The organism is Parabacteroides sp. APC149_11_2_Y6 (genome assembly GCF_054506995.1).
Genome location: NZ_CP173709.1, coordinates 4,522,229 through 4,539,673, shown reverse-complemented (window position 1 = coordinate 4,539,673; position 17,445 = coordinate 4,522,229). Strand labels below are relative to the sequence as shown.

Below are 17,445 nucleotides of genomic sequence, written 5' to 3'. Positions count from 1 at the left end.
ATTTTGAAAAGATTTAAAGTAAAATCTCCAATGTACAGGAATAGGCATCATCTTTTTCTCCGTAAGTGAAGATATGGCGCGACGGATACAGTAATTCCAGACGGCGGACAAGATTCTGTAATCCGATGCCGGAACCACTTTTGTCTTGCTCATTGTCTTTGGGAAAATAGCTGTTGCCGATAGAGCAGATGATACGTCCGTTTGCCTGGTGTACTTCCAGTGTGATAAATGACGGTTTGCAGTTGCTTACTCCGTGCTTGAAAGCATTTTCAATGAGTGAGATGAAGAGGAGGGGGGCAACGACTGTTCCCGGAGCTGCCTCTGAGATGTTAGTTTCCAGTTTGACATGTTGAGGCAGGCGGATACGCATCAATTCTACATAGTTGCGGATAAAGTCCAGCTCTTTTTCCAGTGGAACAAAAGGTTGGCTGCTGTCGTACAGCACATATCGAAGGAGCCGGCTTAAATCATGTACTGCTCTCTGTGCCTGTTCCGGACTGAATGCTATCAGACTGTAAATATTATTGAGTGTATTGAACAGGAAATGCGGATTCAGTTGGCTTTTCAGATTCTGTAGTTCTGCTTCTGCGCGGCTCTTTTCTAATTCCTGGCGAACTGATTCAGTCTGATACCAGTTGCCTGTCATGCGGATAGCCACACTAAGTCCTGCTACCAATATGTATAGAAAAGCATTGATAATAAAGAAGCCTGCAATATCCTGCCATTCACGTTCCGCTTTGGGATGATGCCCTACCGGAGGGGGAAGCAGATGCATTAGGAAATGCACAAAGAACATGGCGGCTATAATTAACAGGACATTGCTGAGAAAGAACTTCCAGCCATGGCGGCTAAACAAGAAACGTTCCACCAGCAAAAAGTAATTTACATAAAATACAAGCATGAATGAAAGCGGAACAATGACTGAGCGCAAATAGCTCTCCAGAGTAAGTTCCTGCGACTCCCGTCCTGTGAAAAAGAACGGCAATCCGATCAGGATACACCAGGCCACTATGTGAATAAGGCTGCCCATCCCTTTGAAGGGAGGGGCTATCCGTGTTTGTATTGTTTCTTTTTTCATCATATTTACAAAGATAATAAATTACCGGTTATTCATACCGTATGGCTTCTATAGGATCAAGTTGCGCAGCTTTTTTGGCGGGGTACCATCCAAAGAATACTCCGGTTACGGTACATACTGCGAATGACAGGAACACGCTCCATGGTTGGATAAATATGGGGAAATGCGCAACAATGTTGACAACTAATGCCGCTCCCACTCCCAATATAACACCAATCAACCCTCCGGTCACACTAATAAGAATAGATTCGATCAGGAACTGGGCAAGGATGTCGATTCCTTTTGCTCCGATACTCATGCGTAGTCCGATTTCACGGGTACGTTCCGTTACACTGACGTACATGATATTCATAATCCCGATACCTCCAACGAGGAGTGAAATACCCGCCACAGCCGCCAACAACACAGTCATCATGTCTGTCGTACTTGTTAACATCGTACTCAGCTCTTGCTGGCTACGAATGGTAAAGTCGTCATCATCGCTATCTTTCAACTTGTGGTTGCGGCGAAGTATTTCAGTAATCTCGTCAATGGCCTGGTCTGTATACTCTTCCTTGAGAGCCGAACAGGTAATGCTTTGCAGATGGGTAATGGCCAGGACCTTTTTTTGAATAGTTGTGTATGGAGCTAATATTAGGTCGTCCTGGTCCATTCCCATACTGTTATATCCTTTGCTTTCCAGTACTCCAATGATGCGGAACGGCAGTTTCTGGAAACGTATTACTTTGCCTACCGGGTTCTCTCCGTTTGTAAAAAGATTATCGACAACAGTTTTTCCCACTACGCATACCTTGGCGGCTGTTTGTATCTCCTGTTCGTCGAACATTTCGCCATCCTGAACTTTGTAACGGCGTATATCCAGATAATCAGGACTTACTCCGTATACCGTTGTCGGGGTATTGTTGTTGGCATAGATGGCCTGACCACTACTGTTTACCGATGGAGAAACTGCTGATATATAGCGTGTCTCATCCATAATGTTTTGATAATCTTCTAATTTCAGTGTTTCCATGGATGAGGCATCCTGGCGTACACCACCCCGCATGTCTCCTCCCGGATGTATCATAATCATATTCGAGCCCATTTCACTGATTTGTGCCTGTATGCTTTTCTTAGAGCCCTGGCCGATGGCAAGCATCGTGATTACAGAGGCAACTCCGATAATAATACCAAGCATGGTAAGGAAACCGCGCAGCTTATTATTGGCAAGTGCGCGAAGGGCTATTTTGATTAAGTTCGTTCCATTCATAATATACTCCTTACTTTAGTCGTCATTTTTGGGCAGCTTTGCCAAGGCCTCCGCTGCATTAAGTATCTGGTTGTTTACCATATCTGTTATTACGTGGCCGTCGCGTAGAGTAATATTACGACTGCTGTATTGGGCAATCTCCGGGTTATGGGTAACGAAGATGATGGTACGTCCTTCTGCATGGAGTCTCTGGAAAAGTACCAGAATCTCAAAAGATGTACGGGTATCAAGGTTACCGGTTGCCTCATCGGCAAGGATAACAGCCGGGTCGTTTACCAGAGCGCGGGCAATTGCAACTCGTTGCATTTGTCCTCCTGACATTTGGTTACTTTTATGCATCAATCGGTCGCCAAGACCTACGGCAATCAATGCATTTGTCGCTTTTTCCCTGCGGGCTGCAGCGCTAAATGACGGATTATACATCAATGGTAATTCAACATTCTCCACTGCTGTTGTTTTCGGTAGCAGGTTGTAACTCTGGAAGACGAAACCGATCTTCCGGTTGCGCAAAGTAGCACGGGCATTCTTTCCCATGGTGCGGACTGATACTCCATCCAGGTAATATTCTCCGGATGTTGGAGTATCAAGGCAGCCCAGCGTATTCAGCAACGTACTTTTTCCGGAACCGGAGGTTCCCATGATGGTGACGAATTCCCCCTCATAGATGGTGAATGATACGCCACGTAGTGCATGTACCGTTTCTTCTCCTACCTGGAAATCACGCTTGATATTATCTAATTTAATGATCTCTTTCATATTCAGTGGTAATAGTCGGATTACTATTTACTTTTCTTCTTATTTCCACCCGGAGGTGTCGGCATGAAAGGACTTTGTTCCGCATTATTTTTTACTTGTTCTGTGGGGGCGGATGCAAGGTCCACAACAATTTCATCTCCTTCATTTAATCCATCCGTTACTTCTGTCATACTTCCGCTGGCTGTACCAACAGTGATGAGTTTTGGTTCCAGTGTTTGCCCTATACGTTGCCATATCAGGCGTTTTCCGGATGGAGCCTCTTCCGATGCATTTTTTACCGTATAGCCGATTGGCGCCAACATGCTTTCATCAGCAATGAAACGCAGTGCTTTGGTTGGAACGACAAGTACGTTTTCACGTTCCAGCGTATAGATGGTAACGTTTGCTGTTAAACGGGGTTTCAATTTTAAATCCGGATTGTTGGCACTAATGACAACCTCGTAGGTAACAACCGTTGAGCTGGAAGAAGTGCTTGAACTACTTGAACTGGAAGAAGAGCTGTCTCCCAAACGAATTTGTTTTACTTTTCCTTCAAATACATCATTGGGATAAGCATCTACTGTGAAGCTGACACGTTGTCCATCCTCAACATTGCCTATATCTGCTTCATCCACATCGGCAATCACCTGCATTTGCGTAAGATCGGCGGCAATCGTAAACAGTGTCGGGGTTTCGAAACCGGCTGCAACTGTCTGTCCTTCTTCTACGGCACGGTTGATGACAACTCCGTCTATCGGGCTGGTAATAGTTGCATATTCCAGATTACGGTTTACTTTTACCATAGATGCTTGTGCCTGGTCGTAAGCAGCTTTGGCTTTCTCGTAAGTGTAGGTAGCCGTTTCGTAATCGTAATCGCTTATCAGTTGTTTTTCGTGAAGCACTTTGTTTCTGGCATAATTCTTTTGCTGATATTCAAATTCGGTCTTGCTGCTTGCCAGCTGTGCCTGTGCGGAAGCTAATTCGGCTTTCAGATTTACTTTATCCATTTCTGCAATAAGCTGGCCCGCTTTCACCACATCATTGTAATCTGCATATAATTTGTCGATGATACCGGATACCTGGGTACCTACTTCCACTTCGGTAACAGGTTCCACTGTTCCTGTTGCCGTTACTGTATTGGAAATCGAATGCCGGCTTACTTTTTCTGTCTCAAGCCGTATGCTTCCTTTGGAGGACTTGCCGGATAAGAGGAAGAAACCTCCTGCAATTACTACAACGGCTACAATTCCGATGATTAGATGCTTTTTCTTCATATTGTTATGCTTTTTTATTCCAGTTGAGAACTTTTACCTTTTGGAAGCTCCTCCGGAATAAACCGGAGAGAGCTAAACAAAAAGAGAGTGAATATAAATTCATTAGTAGTTTCCTTCTAAAGGTTTCTTTTGGTATATATTTAATAGTTGTATACTCATTATCGCCATATACTTGGACTGTAACTCTTCCTGTTGGGCTGTCAGCAAGTTGTTTTTTTCGGTCAGTAATTCCACTGTGTTTTTTAATCCGAGGAAAAATTGCTCTTGTACAAGGCTATAACTCTGGTTCACATAATCGAGACGTTCTGTCGCAGATGTGTATTGCGTCTGGGAAGAAGTAGCATCCAGATAAATTCCCTCTACTATTTTTAGTAGTTCTTTCTGGCTGTTTATTAATTCGAGTTGGCTCGTCGTTACGGCCAAACGGGCTTTGTTCAATGCTGTTTTATTTTCCCGGTTACTGAAGATTGGAATACTTAATGTAAGGCCGATACTTTCGTTGAACTTATTCCAAATCTGGCTACCGAATGCATAGTCTGTGCCTGACAGGTGTCCGGTTCCTATGCCGGCATTTAAGGACAAGGATGGCAAATAACCCGCACGTGCCTTTTTAGTTTCGAGGTTGGCGATATCAATGTTTAACTGACTACTTCTTATCTGAGGCATAACAGCCAGAGATGTATTGTAAATCGTCTGTTTGTCGGGTAAGGGAACCATCACGTCTTTCTCTGTCAGTTCCGGTATGGCAACTTTTATATCTTCGGTAATATCGAGTTCGAGTAATTGTTTAAGTTGCAGTTTATAGTTGTCCAGATTGGTTTGTGCTACAACTAACTGGTATTTATCTGTGCTGAGCTGGCTCTGTAGTTGTGCGAGGTCTACTTTTGATATGGAACCGACTTTTAGTAATTCGGCAGCCCGGTTACATTGAGCTTCGGATACTTCTACCGTGTTTTTATTGATGCGGACAGCCTCGGTTGCGTATAGCACCTGCATATAATTTTGTACGATGGCAATCTGGATATCGTCTTCATTCTGTTCTACATTCAGTTCATCAACTTCGTTCTGGATTTTTTGTTGCTTGATAGCATTGACACGTTTATTTCCATCAAATAATTTCCAGTTGGCATTTACACTGTAATTGCCGGAATAACTGTTGTTACTGACAGCTTCTTTGGAGGGATAATTCACAAACCCTTGTGTTACCGAAGCTGAAAGAGACGGGAATAACTGGGCTTTTGCCAGTTCTGTATCTTCCAGACCGGATAAACGCGTAATTTTGCTTTTTTTGAGTTGGATATTATGTTCCAGTGCATAATCCAGGCAGGAGCGAAGTGTCCATACGGTGGTGTCTTGTGCCTTCATTGTTAGAGGAAGCAGCAGCATCGACAGAATGATAATTGTATAGATACGTTTCATAATAATTTCGTTTTGCAATCTTTTTACAGAAGCAAAACTACTACTCATTTAAAGCGTATCCAACCGGATTAGAAACAGAGCCGGTTTTCCTCGACGAATGGTGTATTTTAACCGACAGAAGGATTTACCAGTAAAGGAGTATTCCGGCGAATCCTGCGAGGAAAATCATCAGGATAGGATGTAGTTTGAATTTCCATGTAAGGATAAATGCCGCTCCGAAAATGAGAAAGCTTTTGTAATCGATGAAGTTTTCACTATTCATCAATAACAGAGCAGCGGCGGCAATCAAACCGACTGTCGCCGGGCGTAGCCCGTAAAAAGCGGCAGCTACATATTTATTATTCCTGAATTTTGCAAAAGCATAAGAAATAGCCAATACCAGGAGGAAAGAGGGCAGGCAGACTGCGGTTGTAGTAAGAACAGAGCCCAATATGGAGATAGCCGGAGAGTATCCGGCATTATGGATAGCCGTGTATCCGATATAAGTTGCACTATTGATACCGATAGGTCCCGGTGTCATCTGCGAAATTGCAACAATGTCTGTAAATTCCTGGAGAGATATCCATTGATAACGGTCTACCACGTCTGATTGTATCAGGGAGAGCATGGCATATCCTCCTCCAAAGCCAAAAACTCCGATTTTCAGGTATACATATAATAATTGAAGCCAAATCATGATTAGAATTTCTTTATTTTAAGTCCATAAATAAGTCCTCCGATAATAGCAGCCAGAATAATCCATACCGGAGATATTCCTCCTTGCCAGATAAGTAAGGCTGCGGCAATCGGTATAATCAGCTCCTTATAACTCATTTTTATGGAACGTGCCGTAGTGATACAGGGAACGACAATTAAAGCCACTACTGCCGGGCGAAGCCCTTTAAACGCTTTTTCTACCCAAATATTATCTTTTACATGGGTGAAAAACAAGGCAATTGCCAGCATAATAAAGAAGGAGGGAAGAATGCTTCCCAAGGCACAAACAATACCTCCGGGTACTTTTTTAAGCTTATAGCCTACGAAAATTGAAATATTAACAGCAAAAATACCCGGCAATGACTGTGCTACGGAAAATAAGTCGATGAAATCTTCTTTCGATAGCCAGCCTTTGTCCACGACCTCCCGCTGTATAAGCGGAAGCATCGCATATCCACCTCCGATAGTGAAGGTTCCTATCTTAACGAATGTAAGGAAAAGTGTCCAGTACATAAGCTTTTTGTTTTTATTTGCCTAAGTCTTTCTGATAAAGTTTTTCGTTGTTAATAATACGAAGCGCTTCTTTTAAACTTTCGTTCTCGTCGTTGATTATTTGGAAATATTCGCTCATCTCATACAGATCGCGGGCGATAAGAGCTTTAATCTGAAGCATGATAAGCGGTTTAGAGCGGTTATATTCATCCTCTTTGAACGGGATTTTTTCTTCGTCCGCCAAAGCAAGCAGCTCTTTCATTATGTCATCGTTCACTTGGAAATTCTGCTTGTATTGGATGAATTTCGGATATTTTTTGTTTAGTTCGTTACGATGTTTATCCAGATAGTTCATGGCAACCCTGTTTACCAGTCCGGTTGCTACAATTCTACGGTGATAATCCGTATAGCGGGTAGTATCCACCGGAATAAATACATCAGGCATGATGCCTCCTCCACCATAAACGACGCGTTTTGTTACAAGCGTATTGTATTTCATAGAGTCGGGGAAATGAATGCTGTCCGCACTCATAAGTTCGCCACGGTTGTAACGGTCTATCAGGTCGTGATTATATTGTTCCTGTCCTCCGTTTGTATAGGGTTTTTGGATAGAACGTCCTGTCGGTGTGTAATAGCGGGAAACAGTCAGGCGAATCATTGAACCATCGGGTAGAGGAATAGGCTTTTGTACCAGTCCTTTACCAAAGGTACGGCGTCCGATAATAACACCACGATCCCAATCCTGTACGGCTCCGGACAGGATTTCGCTTGCAGAAGCAGACGTTTCGTCTACTAATACGATTAAACGTCCTTCTTCAAAGTTCCCTTTTGCAGTAGATTTGGCTTCTTCGCGTGGCTGCTTGTTTCCTTCGGTGTATACAATCAGTTTATCTTTAGCTAAAAATTCGTCGGCAATTTCTATTGCGATATTCAGATAGCCTCCTCCGTTGCCCTGTAGGTCGAGGATGAGGTTTTCCATACCCTGCTTTTTCAGTTTCTCCAAAGCTTCACGAAATTCATCGGCAGAAGAAGCTGCAAACCTATTTAATTTTATATAACCGGTTTTCTTATCTGCCATATAAGCGGCATCAAGGCTATATACCGGTATTTTCCCACGGATAATTTTAAAATCAATCAGTTCCGGAGTATTATTACGTAATACTTTTACGCGGACTTCCGTACCTTTAGGACCTCGCAAGCGCTTGATGATATCGGTATTTTTCATTTTTACACCGGCAATCAGGGTATCGTCAACCATAATGATACGGTCGCCTGCTATCAAACCTACTTTTTCGGAAGGTCCGCCCGGTATTACTTGAATGACGTATAATGTATCGGTCAGCATATTGAACTGGATACCTATTCCATCGAAGTTCCCTTGTAGCGGCTCTGTCATTTCTTTCGTTTCTTCCGGATCTGTATAGGTAGAGTGAGGATCCAGCTTTTCAAGCATGCCTACAATGGCATCTTCTACTAATTTAGGTTCACTGGTAGAGTCTACATATAGGTTGGAGATAGCATACAATGCCAACTGGAGCTTACGAGCATCCAGACTGTTTCCTCTTTGTCCCATCGCTGAAAAGATGAAAACGCTCAGCATAAAAAGAGGCAAAATAATTCGTTTCATTTTTACTCAATAATTTATTGGTGTATCAATACAAGTTTGTTCCTTTGGGGACAAACAGGGAGATGTCTTTCCCATACCTCAGCAGTTCGCGTACAATACTTGAACTGATATGGGTATGTTCGGGTTCTGTGAAAAGAATGAAAGTTTCAATATTACTCAGTTTACGGTTTACATCAGCTATACTCTTTTCATATTCGAAGTCATTCACCGTGCGTATACCACGTAAAATAAATTTGGCATTAACCAGTTCTGCAAAATCGACAGTGAGTGAATCGTACGACATAACTTTTACTCGCGGTTCGTCTTTATACAGTTGGCGGATAGCATCCAAACGTTTTTCTAAAGTGAAATAAGTTTGCTTTTTGTCATTTATACCTATCGAGATAATAATTTCATCTACAAGGTTTAATCCACGGCTAACCAGCGACTGGTGTCCGATGGTAAAGGGATCGAATGTCCCCGGAAAAAGTGCTATCCGCTTATTTTCAGTCAACGACATCTTCTTCTACAACTAGATTATCAATAATAAAGTTTTGACGTTCCATGGTATTTTTGCCCATGTAGAACTCTAACATATCTTTTACCAGGTCTTCTTTTTTCATTGTTACCGGGTCTAAACGTATGTCCTTGCCGATAAAATGTTTGAATTCGTCCGGTGATATTTCTCCTAACCCTTTGAATCGGGTGATTTCAGCATTTTTCCCTACAGCTTCGATAGCAGCAAGCCTTTCTTCTTCGGTGTAACAATAAAAGGTTTTTTGTTTGTTACGTACACGGAAAAGTGGGGTTTGCAGGATATATACATGATTCCGTTTGATCAGGTCAGGGAAAAACTGCAGGAAGAAGGTAATCAAAAGCAAACGGATATGCATACCATCCACATCGGCATCGGTAGCGATAATTACTTTATTGTAACGTAATCCTTCCAGACCGTCTTCTATATTTAATGCTGCTTGCAGCAGATTGAATTCTTCGTTTTCATAAACAATTTTTTTAGTCAGCCCGTAACTGTTCAACGGTTTACCACGAAGGCTGAATACCGCCTGAAAATTCGGGTCCCGGCTTTTAGTGATGGAACCACTTGCAGAGTCTCCTTCGGTAATGAAAATACAACTATCTTCCAGTCTTTCGCCTTTCGGGTCATTCAGGTGGATACGGCAGTCGCGTAATTTCCTGTTATGCAGGTTTGCTTTTTTAGCACGTTCGCGCGCAAGCTTGGTCACACCGGCAATTGCTTTACGTTCTTTTTCTGCCTCCAAAATTTTACGTAAAAGGGCTTCGGAGGTATCTGCATTTTTATGTAAGTAGTTATCGAGTTCTTTCTTGATAAAGTCTCCGATAAATTTACCAACGGAAGGACCATCCGGCCCCATATCTTTTGATCCTAATTTCGTTTTTGTCTGGCTCTCAAATACCGGTTCTTCAACCTTTATGCTAATTGCGGCTACAATTCCGGCACGTATATCGGAATATTCGAAGTTTTTATTGTAATATTCCTTGATAACCCGCCCCAGAGCTTCACGAAATGCGGAAAGGTGAGTTCCTCCCTGTGTTGTATGTTGACCGTTGACGAATGAATAGTATTCTTCGCCATACTGGTTACTATGTGTGATAACAACTTCAATATCTTCTCCCTTAAGATGGATAATCGGATATAAAGGTTCGGTCGTCATATTTTCATTCAACAGATCGACCAGGCCATTCCGGGAATGAAATTTCTTTCCATTATACAGGATGGTAAGTCCCGAGTTCAGGAAAACATAATTTTTCAGGAGACTTTCAATGTATTCATCTTTGTATAGATAATCTTTGAATATCTCTTTATCGGGAATAAAATAAGTAAGTGTACCATTGGGTTCATCGGTAGGAACTATTGGGGATTCTTCCGTGATAATGGCTTTGCTGTATTCCACGCGTTTACATTCGCCATCGCGATGGCTGGTGATCAGGAAATAACTACTTAGTGCGTTTACAGCTTTGATACCTACTCCATTCAGTCCGACCGATTTTTTAAAGGCTTTGCTGTCATACTTGGCACCTGTATTCATTTTGCTGGAAACGTCCACAACTTTCCCCAGTGGGACTCCTCGTCCGTAGTCGCGTACGGAAACCGTTCCTTCTTCAACCACTACTTCTATGGTTTTGCCATACCCCATCATGTATTCATCAATGGAGTTATCCAGAACTTCTTTCAGCAATACGTATATACCATCGTCCGGATAACTACCGTCTCCCAATTTCCCGATGTACATACCGGGACGCCGACGGATATGTTCCATCCAATCCAGCGTTTTGATATCATCGTCGTTATACGCTGTCGGTTGTTGCATTGTTGAATTCAATTCATCCATAAAAATATTGGTCTATTATTGATTATTTATTATCTGTAGTTAAGCTCTTAACAAAAGCTCTTCTTGTTTTGTGATGTTCCCGTTTGAAATAATCCCATTGTGCCTGTACGGCATTGTTGGTTTCCAACTCCGGATTACTTTCAGCATAGAGGATGCCGAGTTTTTTGTATATTGGAATTAAATCGTTGAAAAGTAGAGCATTGACCCCTTTGCTTTGATATTCGGGTAAAACGGCCATTAGATAGAAATCTGCAATTTTAGGTTTGCTTTTCAATGCCTTTAGCAAATAAATCCATCCAAATGGGAAAAGGTGCCCTTTCGCCTTTTGCAACGCTTTTGACAAACTGGGTAGAGTGATACCGAAGCCTACCACTGCGTCATCTTCCTCACGAACAATGAGAGTAACCAAATCAAAGTTCAGCATCGGAATGTACATATTGATATAATAGTCAATCTGTTTTTCCGTAAGCGGAGCAAATCCGTATAATGGAGCAAATCCTGCATTTAATGTATGAAATACAGGTCTGGCATACGGCATGATTTCTTTAGCGTTTTTGAATTTCATTACCTTCAGGCCGTATTTCTTTTTTACGATGTCGCCGATGCGTTGGTGTTTTTCAGGAATACCATCCGGCACATATATTTTAAATTCATGCCAATCCAGGTCTTTGGCATATCCAATACGTTCTACCTGTTGTGGATAGTAGGGGAAGTTGTAAATAGTAGCCATCGTACCTAACTGGTCGAAACCTTCAACTAACATACCTTCATGGTCCATATCGGTGAATCCCATCGGTCCGTGGATTTCATCCATCCCTTTTTCACGTGCCCACTTTTCAACAGCTCCGAATAAACCATCTACCACTTCATTGTCATCTATAAAATCAACAAATCCGAAACGTGCACGTTTCTGTTTCCAGACTTCATTACTCGGACGATTAATCATACCGGCAATACGTCCAACTACTTTTCCGTCTTTATAGGCAAGAAAATAGATGGCTTCACAAACTTCGAATGCCGGATTCTTTTTCTTATCCAATGTAACCATCTCTTCTTCTATCAGACCTGGTACATGGTATGGATTGTTTTTATATAATTCAATGTTGAACTTTACGAACTGTTTGAGTTCCTTCCTACTAGTAACTTCTTTTATTATTACGCTCATTGGATGTTTCGTTTGAATTGCAAAGTTACATAATATTTCATTATAATGAAAAGGAAATCAGGAGCTATCCTTTTTGAAGTAATGACTTGTACGAAAAAAAGAAAAGAGTCTATCCCTTTGAAGGACAGGAGAGAACCTTGCTTTAAAGATTAATCTCGATTTTATTTTTTTACTTCAGTATTGTAACGCCGGGCTCAAAAGTCCGGTTTCGATTATTCTGGTTTGCTGTATGGTAGTGTGAACCAGAAGGTTGAACCTTTCCCTACAGCAGAATCCACTCCTATTTCCCCTCCTAAATGTTCTATGAAGCCTTTGCATAAAGCAAGTCCCAAGCCCACACCTTTGGTATGGGTTTCTACGGCTTGTATGAAACGTTTAAAAATTTCTTTTTGAAGATTTTCAGGAATTCCTTCTCCAGTGTCTTTTACATAGAAGCGGATTTTATCCGGTTTATGTAGGTCATACCCAAATGTGATTTGGCCTTCTTTGGTATGTTTAATTGCATTAGAAAGCAAATTTGACAGAATTTGAATCAAGCGGTTCTTGTCTGTATATAGATATAGATCGACTCCTTCTTCTTTAATGAGTTCGACGCCTGCTTCTATTTGAAGTTTGGTAGACTGGTATAATTCATCCATTAATGTTGGAATATGAACATCCGAATAGGAGAATGTAATCGTGTCGGATTCAATTTGTGAAATATCCAATACATCATTAAGCAGATTAACCAGTAACCCATTATTGTTTTTTATGATATTGATGTATTGTTCACAAGTTTCAGGGTCTTCCTCTTCTGCCAGTAATTTAGAAAATCCGGCAATTGCATTGAGAGGATTTCTGATTTCATGATTCATGTTTGCCAGAAATGCGGATTTAAGCTGATCCAGATGTTCAGAATGGTCTTTGGCGGATTGCAGCTTCCTTTTTAAGTTTTTGTTTATCAAGATTAAGATGACAAGGAAAATACAGAATGCAAATAAGCAGAATGCCAATTTATATAAAGAAAGTGACTTTTCTTTTAATTGATTATTCCGACTCTGTTTTTGCTTTGCTTCCTGTTCTGCTTTGAAACGGTTGATTTGGTGAATATATCGTTCTCCTGCAATAGAGTCCTGTAGTTGTGTCAGTTGCAAATAAGAATTGAAGGCTTCATTGTAAAGTCCTATTTGTTTCAGGATTTGTGCTTTTTGTCCCAGGATGAATAAAGAAAAATCAGAAACGCAATTTAAAAGAGCAATTTCTTTATCCAATTCTTCCAATGCCTTACCTAACTGTTTTGTTGCTATATTATATTTGGCATGTTCGTCATGATACATGATTTGGTATTCTATGTAATTTGTGGAATCACTCCAGTGCTCTATTTCTTTCAGGTATTTTAGAGCCGAAGAATAGTCGCCCTTTTGTATACTGTTTTCTATAATATATGTATGGAGCCGGACCTGTATATCGCGTTTTCTGATGGAATTAATAAGAAATGGGTCTGGAAGCTCACTTTCCAATGATGCTTGTAATAGCTGCAGATCGTATTCTACGGAATTCGAATCTTTAAGGAGTAAATCTGTTTTAATCGATAACAGTAAAGTCGTTTGAAGGAAAATATTTTTTTCTTTCGAGGAATATTGTGATAAAATATTTTGTAGCGTTTGTTTGGCTTCTGAGTATTGTCCGGTAGATATATAAACAATAGCTAATGTGTTTTGCGTAATGATAGAGGAAAGCGGGCAATCGAGTAATACTTTCGCATCATTCATTTTCTGGGCTTCGAGCATAGCCAATCCTAAATCCCCATGCACACAATACAGTTCAGTTAATGACTTATGGCCTTCGTATGCATAGATGTTGCAATTTTGTAGACTTGAGATTGAATCCAATTTGTTCAACCAAAAGATTGTCTTTTCAATGTTATAGTTTAGACGGTAGTAACGAACGAAATAGTAATATGACAGTGTTTCAAAAAACGGTTCATTTTCTTTTACCGCTTCTTTATGCAATACCTCTATCGCTTTATATTCTTTGGACATGGTATTTGCATTTAAGATATTTGTATGTAGTTGCAGCAGTTTTTTATTTGACGTTTTGAGGATTTCAGGGGTACGATTAGATTTAGCAGATAACAGGCTTATCTGGAAAAATGTGGATGAAAGCAATATTATGTATAGAAATAATTTCATTTGTTGCTATCGTTTTATATCTGGGAAGATATTGGTAAAATAAACTCAATCCGTCCTCCTTGAGTTGGAGTTGTATGGAAAAATAATTTTCCACCCATTTTAGTAATAAGCCCCTTGCTTATTATCATTTCAAGTTTCATTTCTTCCAGTTTGCCGGAAGTCTGTTCCAAACGGTCGAAAAGAAGTGCATATTCTTGTTTGGATATGATCCATTTTTCTGCAGAAATGAAAAATAGTATACCTTCTTTTACAACTTCGTATCCTAAATCAACCTTTCCCCCTTTTGTGTGAGTAATAATATGACTTGTCAGGTTTTTTATCGCTTGGCTTAATCGTAGCGAGTCTGTAGTGATTGTAATTTCCGGCCCTGGTTTTACCTGGACCTTGACATTTTCGGGAATGAGATGGATAAGTGAACTATATACTTCACTTATCAGACCGCCTATATCTACCGGTTCGTAATGAAACTGCATTCTGTCGGATTCGATTTTTGAAACATCAAGAATATCAAATATTACTTGCTGGGCTTTTTCATTGCGACGGTCCAGTTCCATGGCGTATTGCGTTCTTTTTCCAGTTTCATGTTCTGTGATGAGTGCTTCTGACAAATTTCCGATTTCAGTAAAAAAGAGCCGGATTTCATTGCTTAAATTGGTAAGAAAGATAGATGTATTATCATTGGCCTTCTGAGCATTCTTGGCCGCAATTGCAATTTGACGTTTCATCCGTATGAAACGGTACAGGCAAAAACCGAGTATCAAAACAGATATGCACAGTAAAAGTATCAATGCCACTTGTGTACGAACCATAATAGCTTGTTCTTTTCCTTCCTCTTCAAGGAGGGAAATGTTGTAAATAGCATGCATTTGTTTAGATTGGTTCATAAAACGGATTTTATTGATAGAGTCTGCAACCAGAATACTTTTCTCAATAATGTCTGTGGCTAATAGGCTGTCACCTTTTTCGTGGTATATTATTGCCCGTTTTGTAAGAATATCCGCTCCTTTTTCTTCCTCCGAGAGACATTGTATGCCTTTATCCAGATATTCAATTGCTTTATTATAATTTTTGCAAGCAAGGTAATAATCAGACCAGGTGAAATATAACAAATCCATGTAAATGTTGTATATATTATATTTTGTGTACTTCTCCGCTTTTTCCAGATATGATTTTGCATTTTGCAGATTATCCTGTTGTAAACTTAATGTGGCATAGCGTGTGTATACCCATTGCCAGTAAAAATAAAAATAGTGTTCCGGTTTTTCCGGATGTACTTTCTGATAATCGATTAATTGATGCTGGACAGAATCAACATATATTTGGACAGAGTCTTTTTCTTTCAAAGAAAAATAGGTTTCGGCGAGTATGAAATAGAATTCCATGTGGTCCATATGCCTGTCTTTCTGTCCTTGAAGAAGCTCTAATCCTTGTCGGCTTCGGAATATGGCTTTTTTGTATCTGCCGGATGCATAGTCTGCATATGCTAAAGTATAGCATGCGGAAATCTTGCCATCATTATTTCTTAGCTTTTCTGCATTATAGAGCATCTTTTGTCCTTTCACCCGCGCTATTTCAAATTCATTGCATTTGGTATAGGTCGCTATAAGCATAGCTTCCGTATCAAATAAATAGTTGTACAACTTGTGCTCTTTAAAGAATATGCGTGCTGGATGGAATGCTTTTTCTATGTTTTCCAGATCTTGGGCATTAAAATAATAGCGGATGATATTGCGATGTGCATAGGCCTGAAGTTCAATATCATTTTGAAGTATCGATTTTTCCAGCAAGGAATTGAGAAGTTGAAGTTCTTTAGGAGTGTCTTTAAGATTTTCGCATTGGTTTTTTAGGGATAACAAATTGCAAATGGAATCACCGGGCTGATAGTCTCTTATATGAGACAGACTATCAACCTGACTTCGGGCCATGTTCGTATTAAGAACGAAAAACAACCACCCGAAAATAAATAATTTTTCGCGTAAATTCATGTTTTTCCCTTGAATTCCAACCTTATTTTTTTACCCTATAAAAATCGACCAAGTTGTAAAACCTGACAAAATAGTTGTTTATTCTATTCAAAGCGCAAATGTAATAAAAGATATGAAGTATGTTATGGTTTATTTATCTATTTTTATTATAATGCTTGAAATATAAGGTAAATCTTATTTCATAGGATTGTAATATTTGTTTCATGAAGTTGAAATATGGGTGTATTTTCTTTGCACTAAGAAAATTAATTCAGTAAGTAAAATGAAAAAGACAATTTTTGCGGCAGTATTGGTTGCCAGCTTGTTCACAACAAATTTGTTTGCACAGAAAATTAAAGGAAGCGATACCTGCCTACCTCTTACACAGTCGGAGGCGGAGAGTTTTATGAATAAAAACCAATCTGCTAAAGTAACGGTGACTGGTGGTGGTTCAGGGGTTGGCATCTCTGCATTGATGGATGGAACTACCGATATAGCTATGTCTTCAAGAAAGATGAAATTTGATGAAAGAGTAAAGCTTCAGGAAGCAAAAAAGAATACAAAAGAAGTGGTAGTAGCTTACGATGCACTGGCAGTAGTTGTCCATCCCTCCAATAAAATTGGAAATTTGACCCGTGAGCAATTGGAAGGAATCTTTACCGGCAAAATTAAGAACTGGAAAGAAGTAGGTGGCGCAGATATGAAGATTGTGGCTTATTCGCGTGAAACCTCTTCAGGAACATATGAATTTTTTAAAGAAAGTGTATTGAAGAATAAAAATTATATGAATGGCATTCTTAGCATGCCGGCAACCGGAGCTATTATCCAATCTGTCAGTCAGACGAAGGGGGCTATCGGTTATGTCGGATTGGCTTACTTGAATAAGGATGTCAAGCCTATCCATGTTTCCTACGATGCAGGAAAAAGCTATGTAGAACCTTCGTTTGCCAATGCTAAAAACAAGACTTATCCGATTGTCCGCCCTCTTTTCTATTATTATGAAACAAAGAATGAGGCAAAGGCAAAACCTTTTATTGATTATGTTTTGTCTACTGAGGGGCAAGGAATTGTAAAGAAGGTTGGTTATATTCCGGTTAAATAAATCAGACCTAATAATTAGGTATCAGCAGGACGAAGTTTTCTTCGCCCTGTTTTGTTTATGAGGGTATTTACTTACTATAACAAAGGTATTTGGCTCTAATATGCACAGAGTTGAAATATTTG

General features: G+C 40.2%; 14 protein-coding genes. 1 reads left to right on the top strand and 13 read right to left on the bottom strand.

The window, feature by feature from the left end:
- Nucleotides 1-13: 13 nt before the first annotated feature.
- The 13 genes from ACGE0T_RS18695 to ACGE0T_RS18635 all read right to left on the bottom strand — a co-directional run bounded on the left by ACGE0T_RS18695 (nt 14) and on the right by ACGE0T_RS18635 (nt 16,242).
- The gene (locus ACGE0T_RS18695; RefSeq protein ID WP_459190512.1) at nt 14-1,078 is read right to left on the bottom strand and encodes a sensor histidine kinase; all 1,065 of its coding nucleotides are present in this window, start codon (nt 1,076-1,078) and stop codon (nt 14-16) included.
- Between the two features lie 28 nt (nt 1,079-1,106).
- Complete coding sequence (locus ACGE0T_RS18690; RefSeq protein WP_459188091.1) at nt 1,107-2,327, bottom strand: ABC transporter permease; 1,221 nt, start codon at nt 2,325-2,327, stop codon at nt 1,107-1,109.
- A 15-nt stretch (nt 2,328-2,342) separates the two neighbouring features.
- Nucleotides 2,343-3,083: an ABC transporter ATP-binding protein gene (locus ACGE0T_RS18685; protein WP_459188090.1), complete on the bottom strand. Its 741-nt coding sequence runs from the start codon at nt 3,081-3,083 to the stop codon at nt 2,343-2,345.
- Between the two features lie 23 nt (nt 3,084-3,106).
- A complete protein-coding gene (locus tag ACGE0T_RS18680) occupies nt 3,107-4,336 on the bottom strand; it encodes an efflux RND transporter periplasmic adaptor subunit (protein ID WP_459188089.1) in 1,230 nt (409 codons plus the stop codon).
- Nucleotides 4,337-4,438: 102 nt separating this feature from the next.
- Nucleotides 4,439-5,755 carry a TolC family protein gene (locus ACGE0T_RS18675; protein WP_459188088.1) on the bottom strand — a complete coding sequence of 439 codons (1,317 nt, stop codon included), beginning with the start codon at nt 5,753-5,755 and terminating at the stop codon, nt 4,439-4,441.
- 124 nt (nt 5,756-5,879) lie between these two features.
- The gene (locus tag ACGE0T_RS18670; protein WP_459188087.1) at nt 5,880-6,431 is read right to left on the bottom strand and encodes a chromate transporter; all 552 of its coding nucleotides are present in this window, start codon (nt 6,429-6,431) and stop codon (nt 5,880-5,882) included.
- 2 nt (nt 6,432-6,433) lie between these two features.
- Nucleotides 6,434-6,964: a chromate transporter gene (locus ACGE0T_RS18665; protein WP_459188086.1), complete on the bottom strand. Its 531-nt coding sequence runs from the start codon at nt 6,962-6,964 to the stop codon at nt 6,434-6,436.
- A gap of 13 nt (nt 6,965-6,977) precedes the next feature.
- Entirely contained in the window at nt 6,978-8,570 is a 1,593-nt protein-coding gene (locus ACGE0T_RS18660) for a S41 family peptidase (RefSeq protein WP_459188085.1), read from the bottom strand.
- A gap of 25 nt (nt 8,571-8,595) precedes the next feature.
- On the bottom strand, nt 8,596-9,069 hold the full coding sequence (gene coaD, locus ACGE0T_RS18655; RefSeq protein WP_459188084.1) for a pantetheine-phosphate adenylyltransferase: 474 nt from the start codon (nt 9,067-9,069) through the stop codon (nt 8,596-8,598).
- On the bottom strand, nt 9,056-10,921 hold the full coding sequence (locus ACGE0T_RS18650) for a DNA topoisomerase IV subunit B (RefSeq protein ID WP_459188083.1): 1,866 nt from the start codon (nt 10,919-10,921) through the stop codon (nt 9,056-9,058). The genes coaD and ACGE0T_RS18650 overlap by 14 nt, the downstream gene beginning before the upstream one ends.
- Before the next feature lie 22 nt (nt 10,922-10,943).
- Nucleotides 10,944-12,086, bottom strand: a complete 1,143-nt coding sequence (locus ACGE0T_RS18645; protein ID WP_459188082.1) for a protein-tyrosine phosphatase family protein — start codon at nt 12,084-12,086, stop codon at nt 10,944-10,946.
- A 212-nt stretch (nt 12,087-12,298) separates the two neighbouring features.
- On the bottom strand, nt 12,299-14,257 hold the full coding sequence (locus tag ACGE0T_RS18640; RefSeq protein ID WP_459188081.1) for a sensor histidine kinase: 1,959 nt from the start codon (nt 14,255-14,257) through the stop codon (nt 12,299-12,301).
- A gap of 14 nt (nt 14,258-14,271) precedes the next feature.
- Complete coding sequence (locus ACGE0T_RS18635) at nt 14,272-16,242, bottom strand: tetratricopeptide repeat-containing sensor histidine kinase (protein ID WP_459188080.1); 1,971 nt, start codon at nt 16,240-16,242, stop codon at nt 14,272-14,274.
- A gap of 262 nt (nt 16,243-16,504) precedes the next feature.
- Here ACGE0T_RS18635 and ACGE0T_RS18630 point away from each other — a divergent pair, with 262 nt between their 5' ends.
- Nucleotides 16,505-17,323: a phosphate ABC transporter substrate-binding protein gene (locus ACGE0T_RS18630; RefSeq protein WP_459188079.1), complete on the top strand. Its 819-nt coding sequence runs from the start codon at nt 16,505-16,507 to the stop codon at nt 17,321-17,323.
- Nucleotides 17,324-17,445 lie beyond the last annotated feature (122 nt).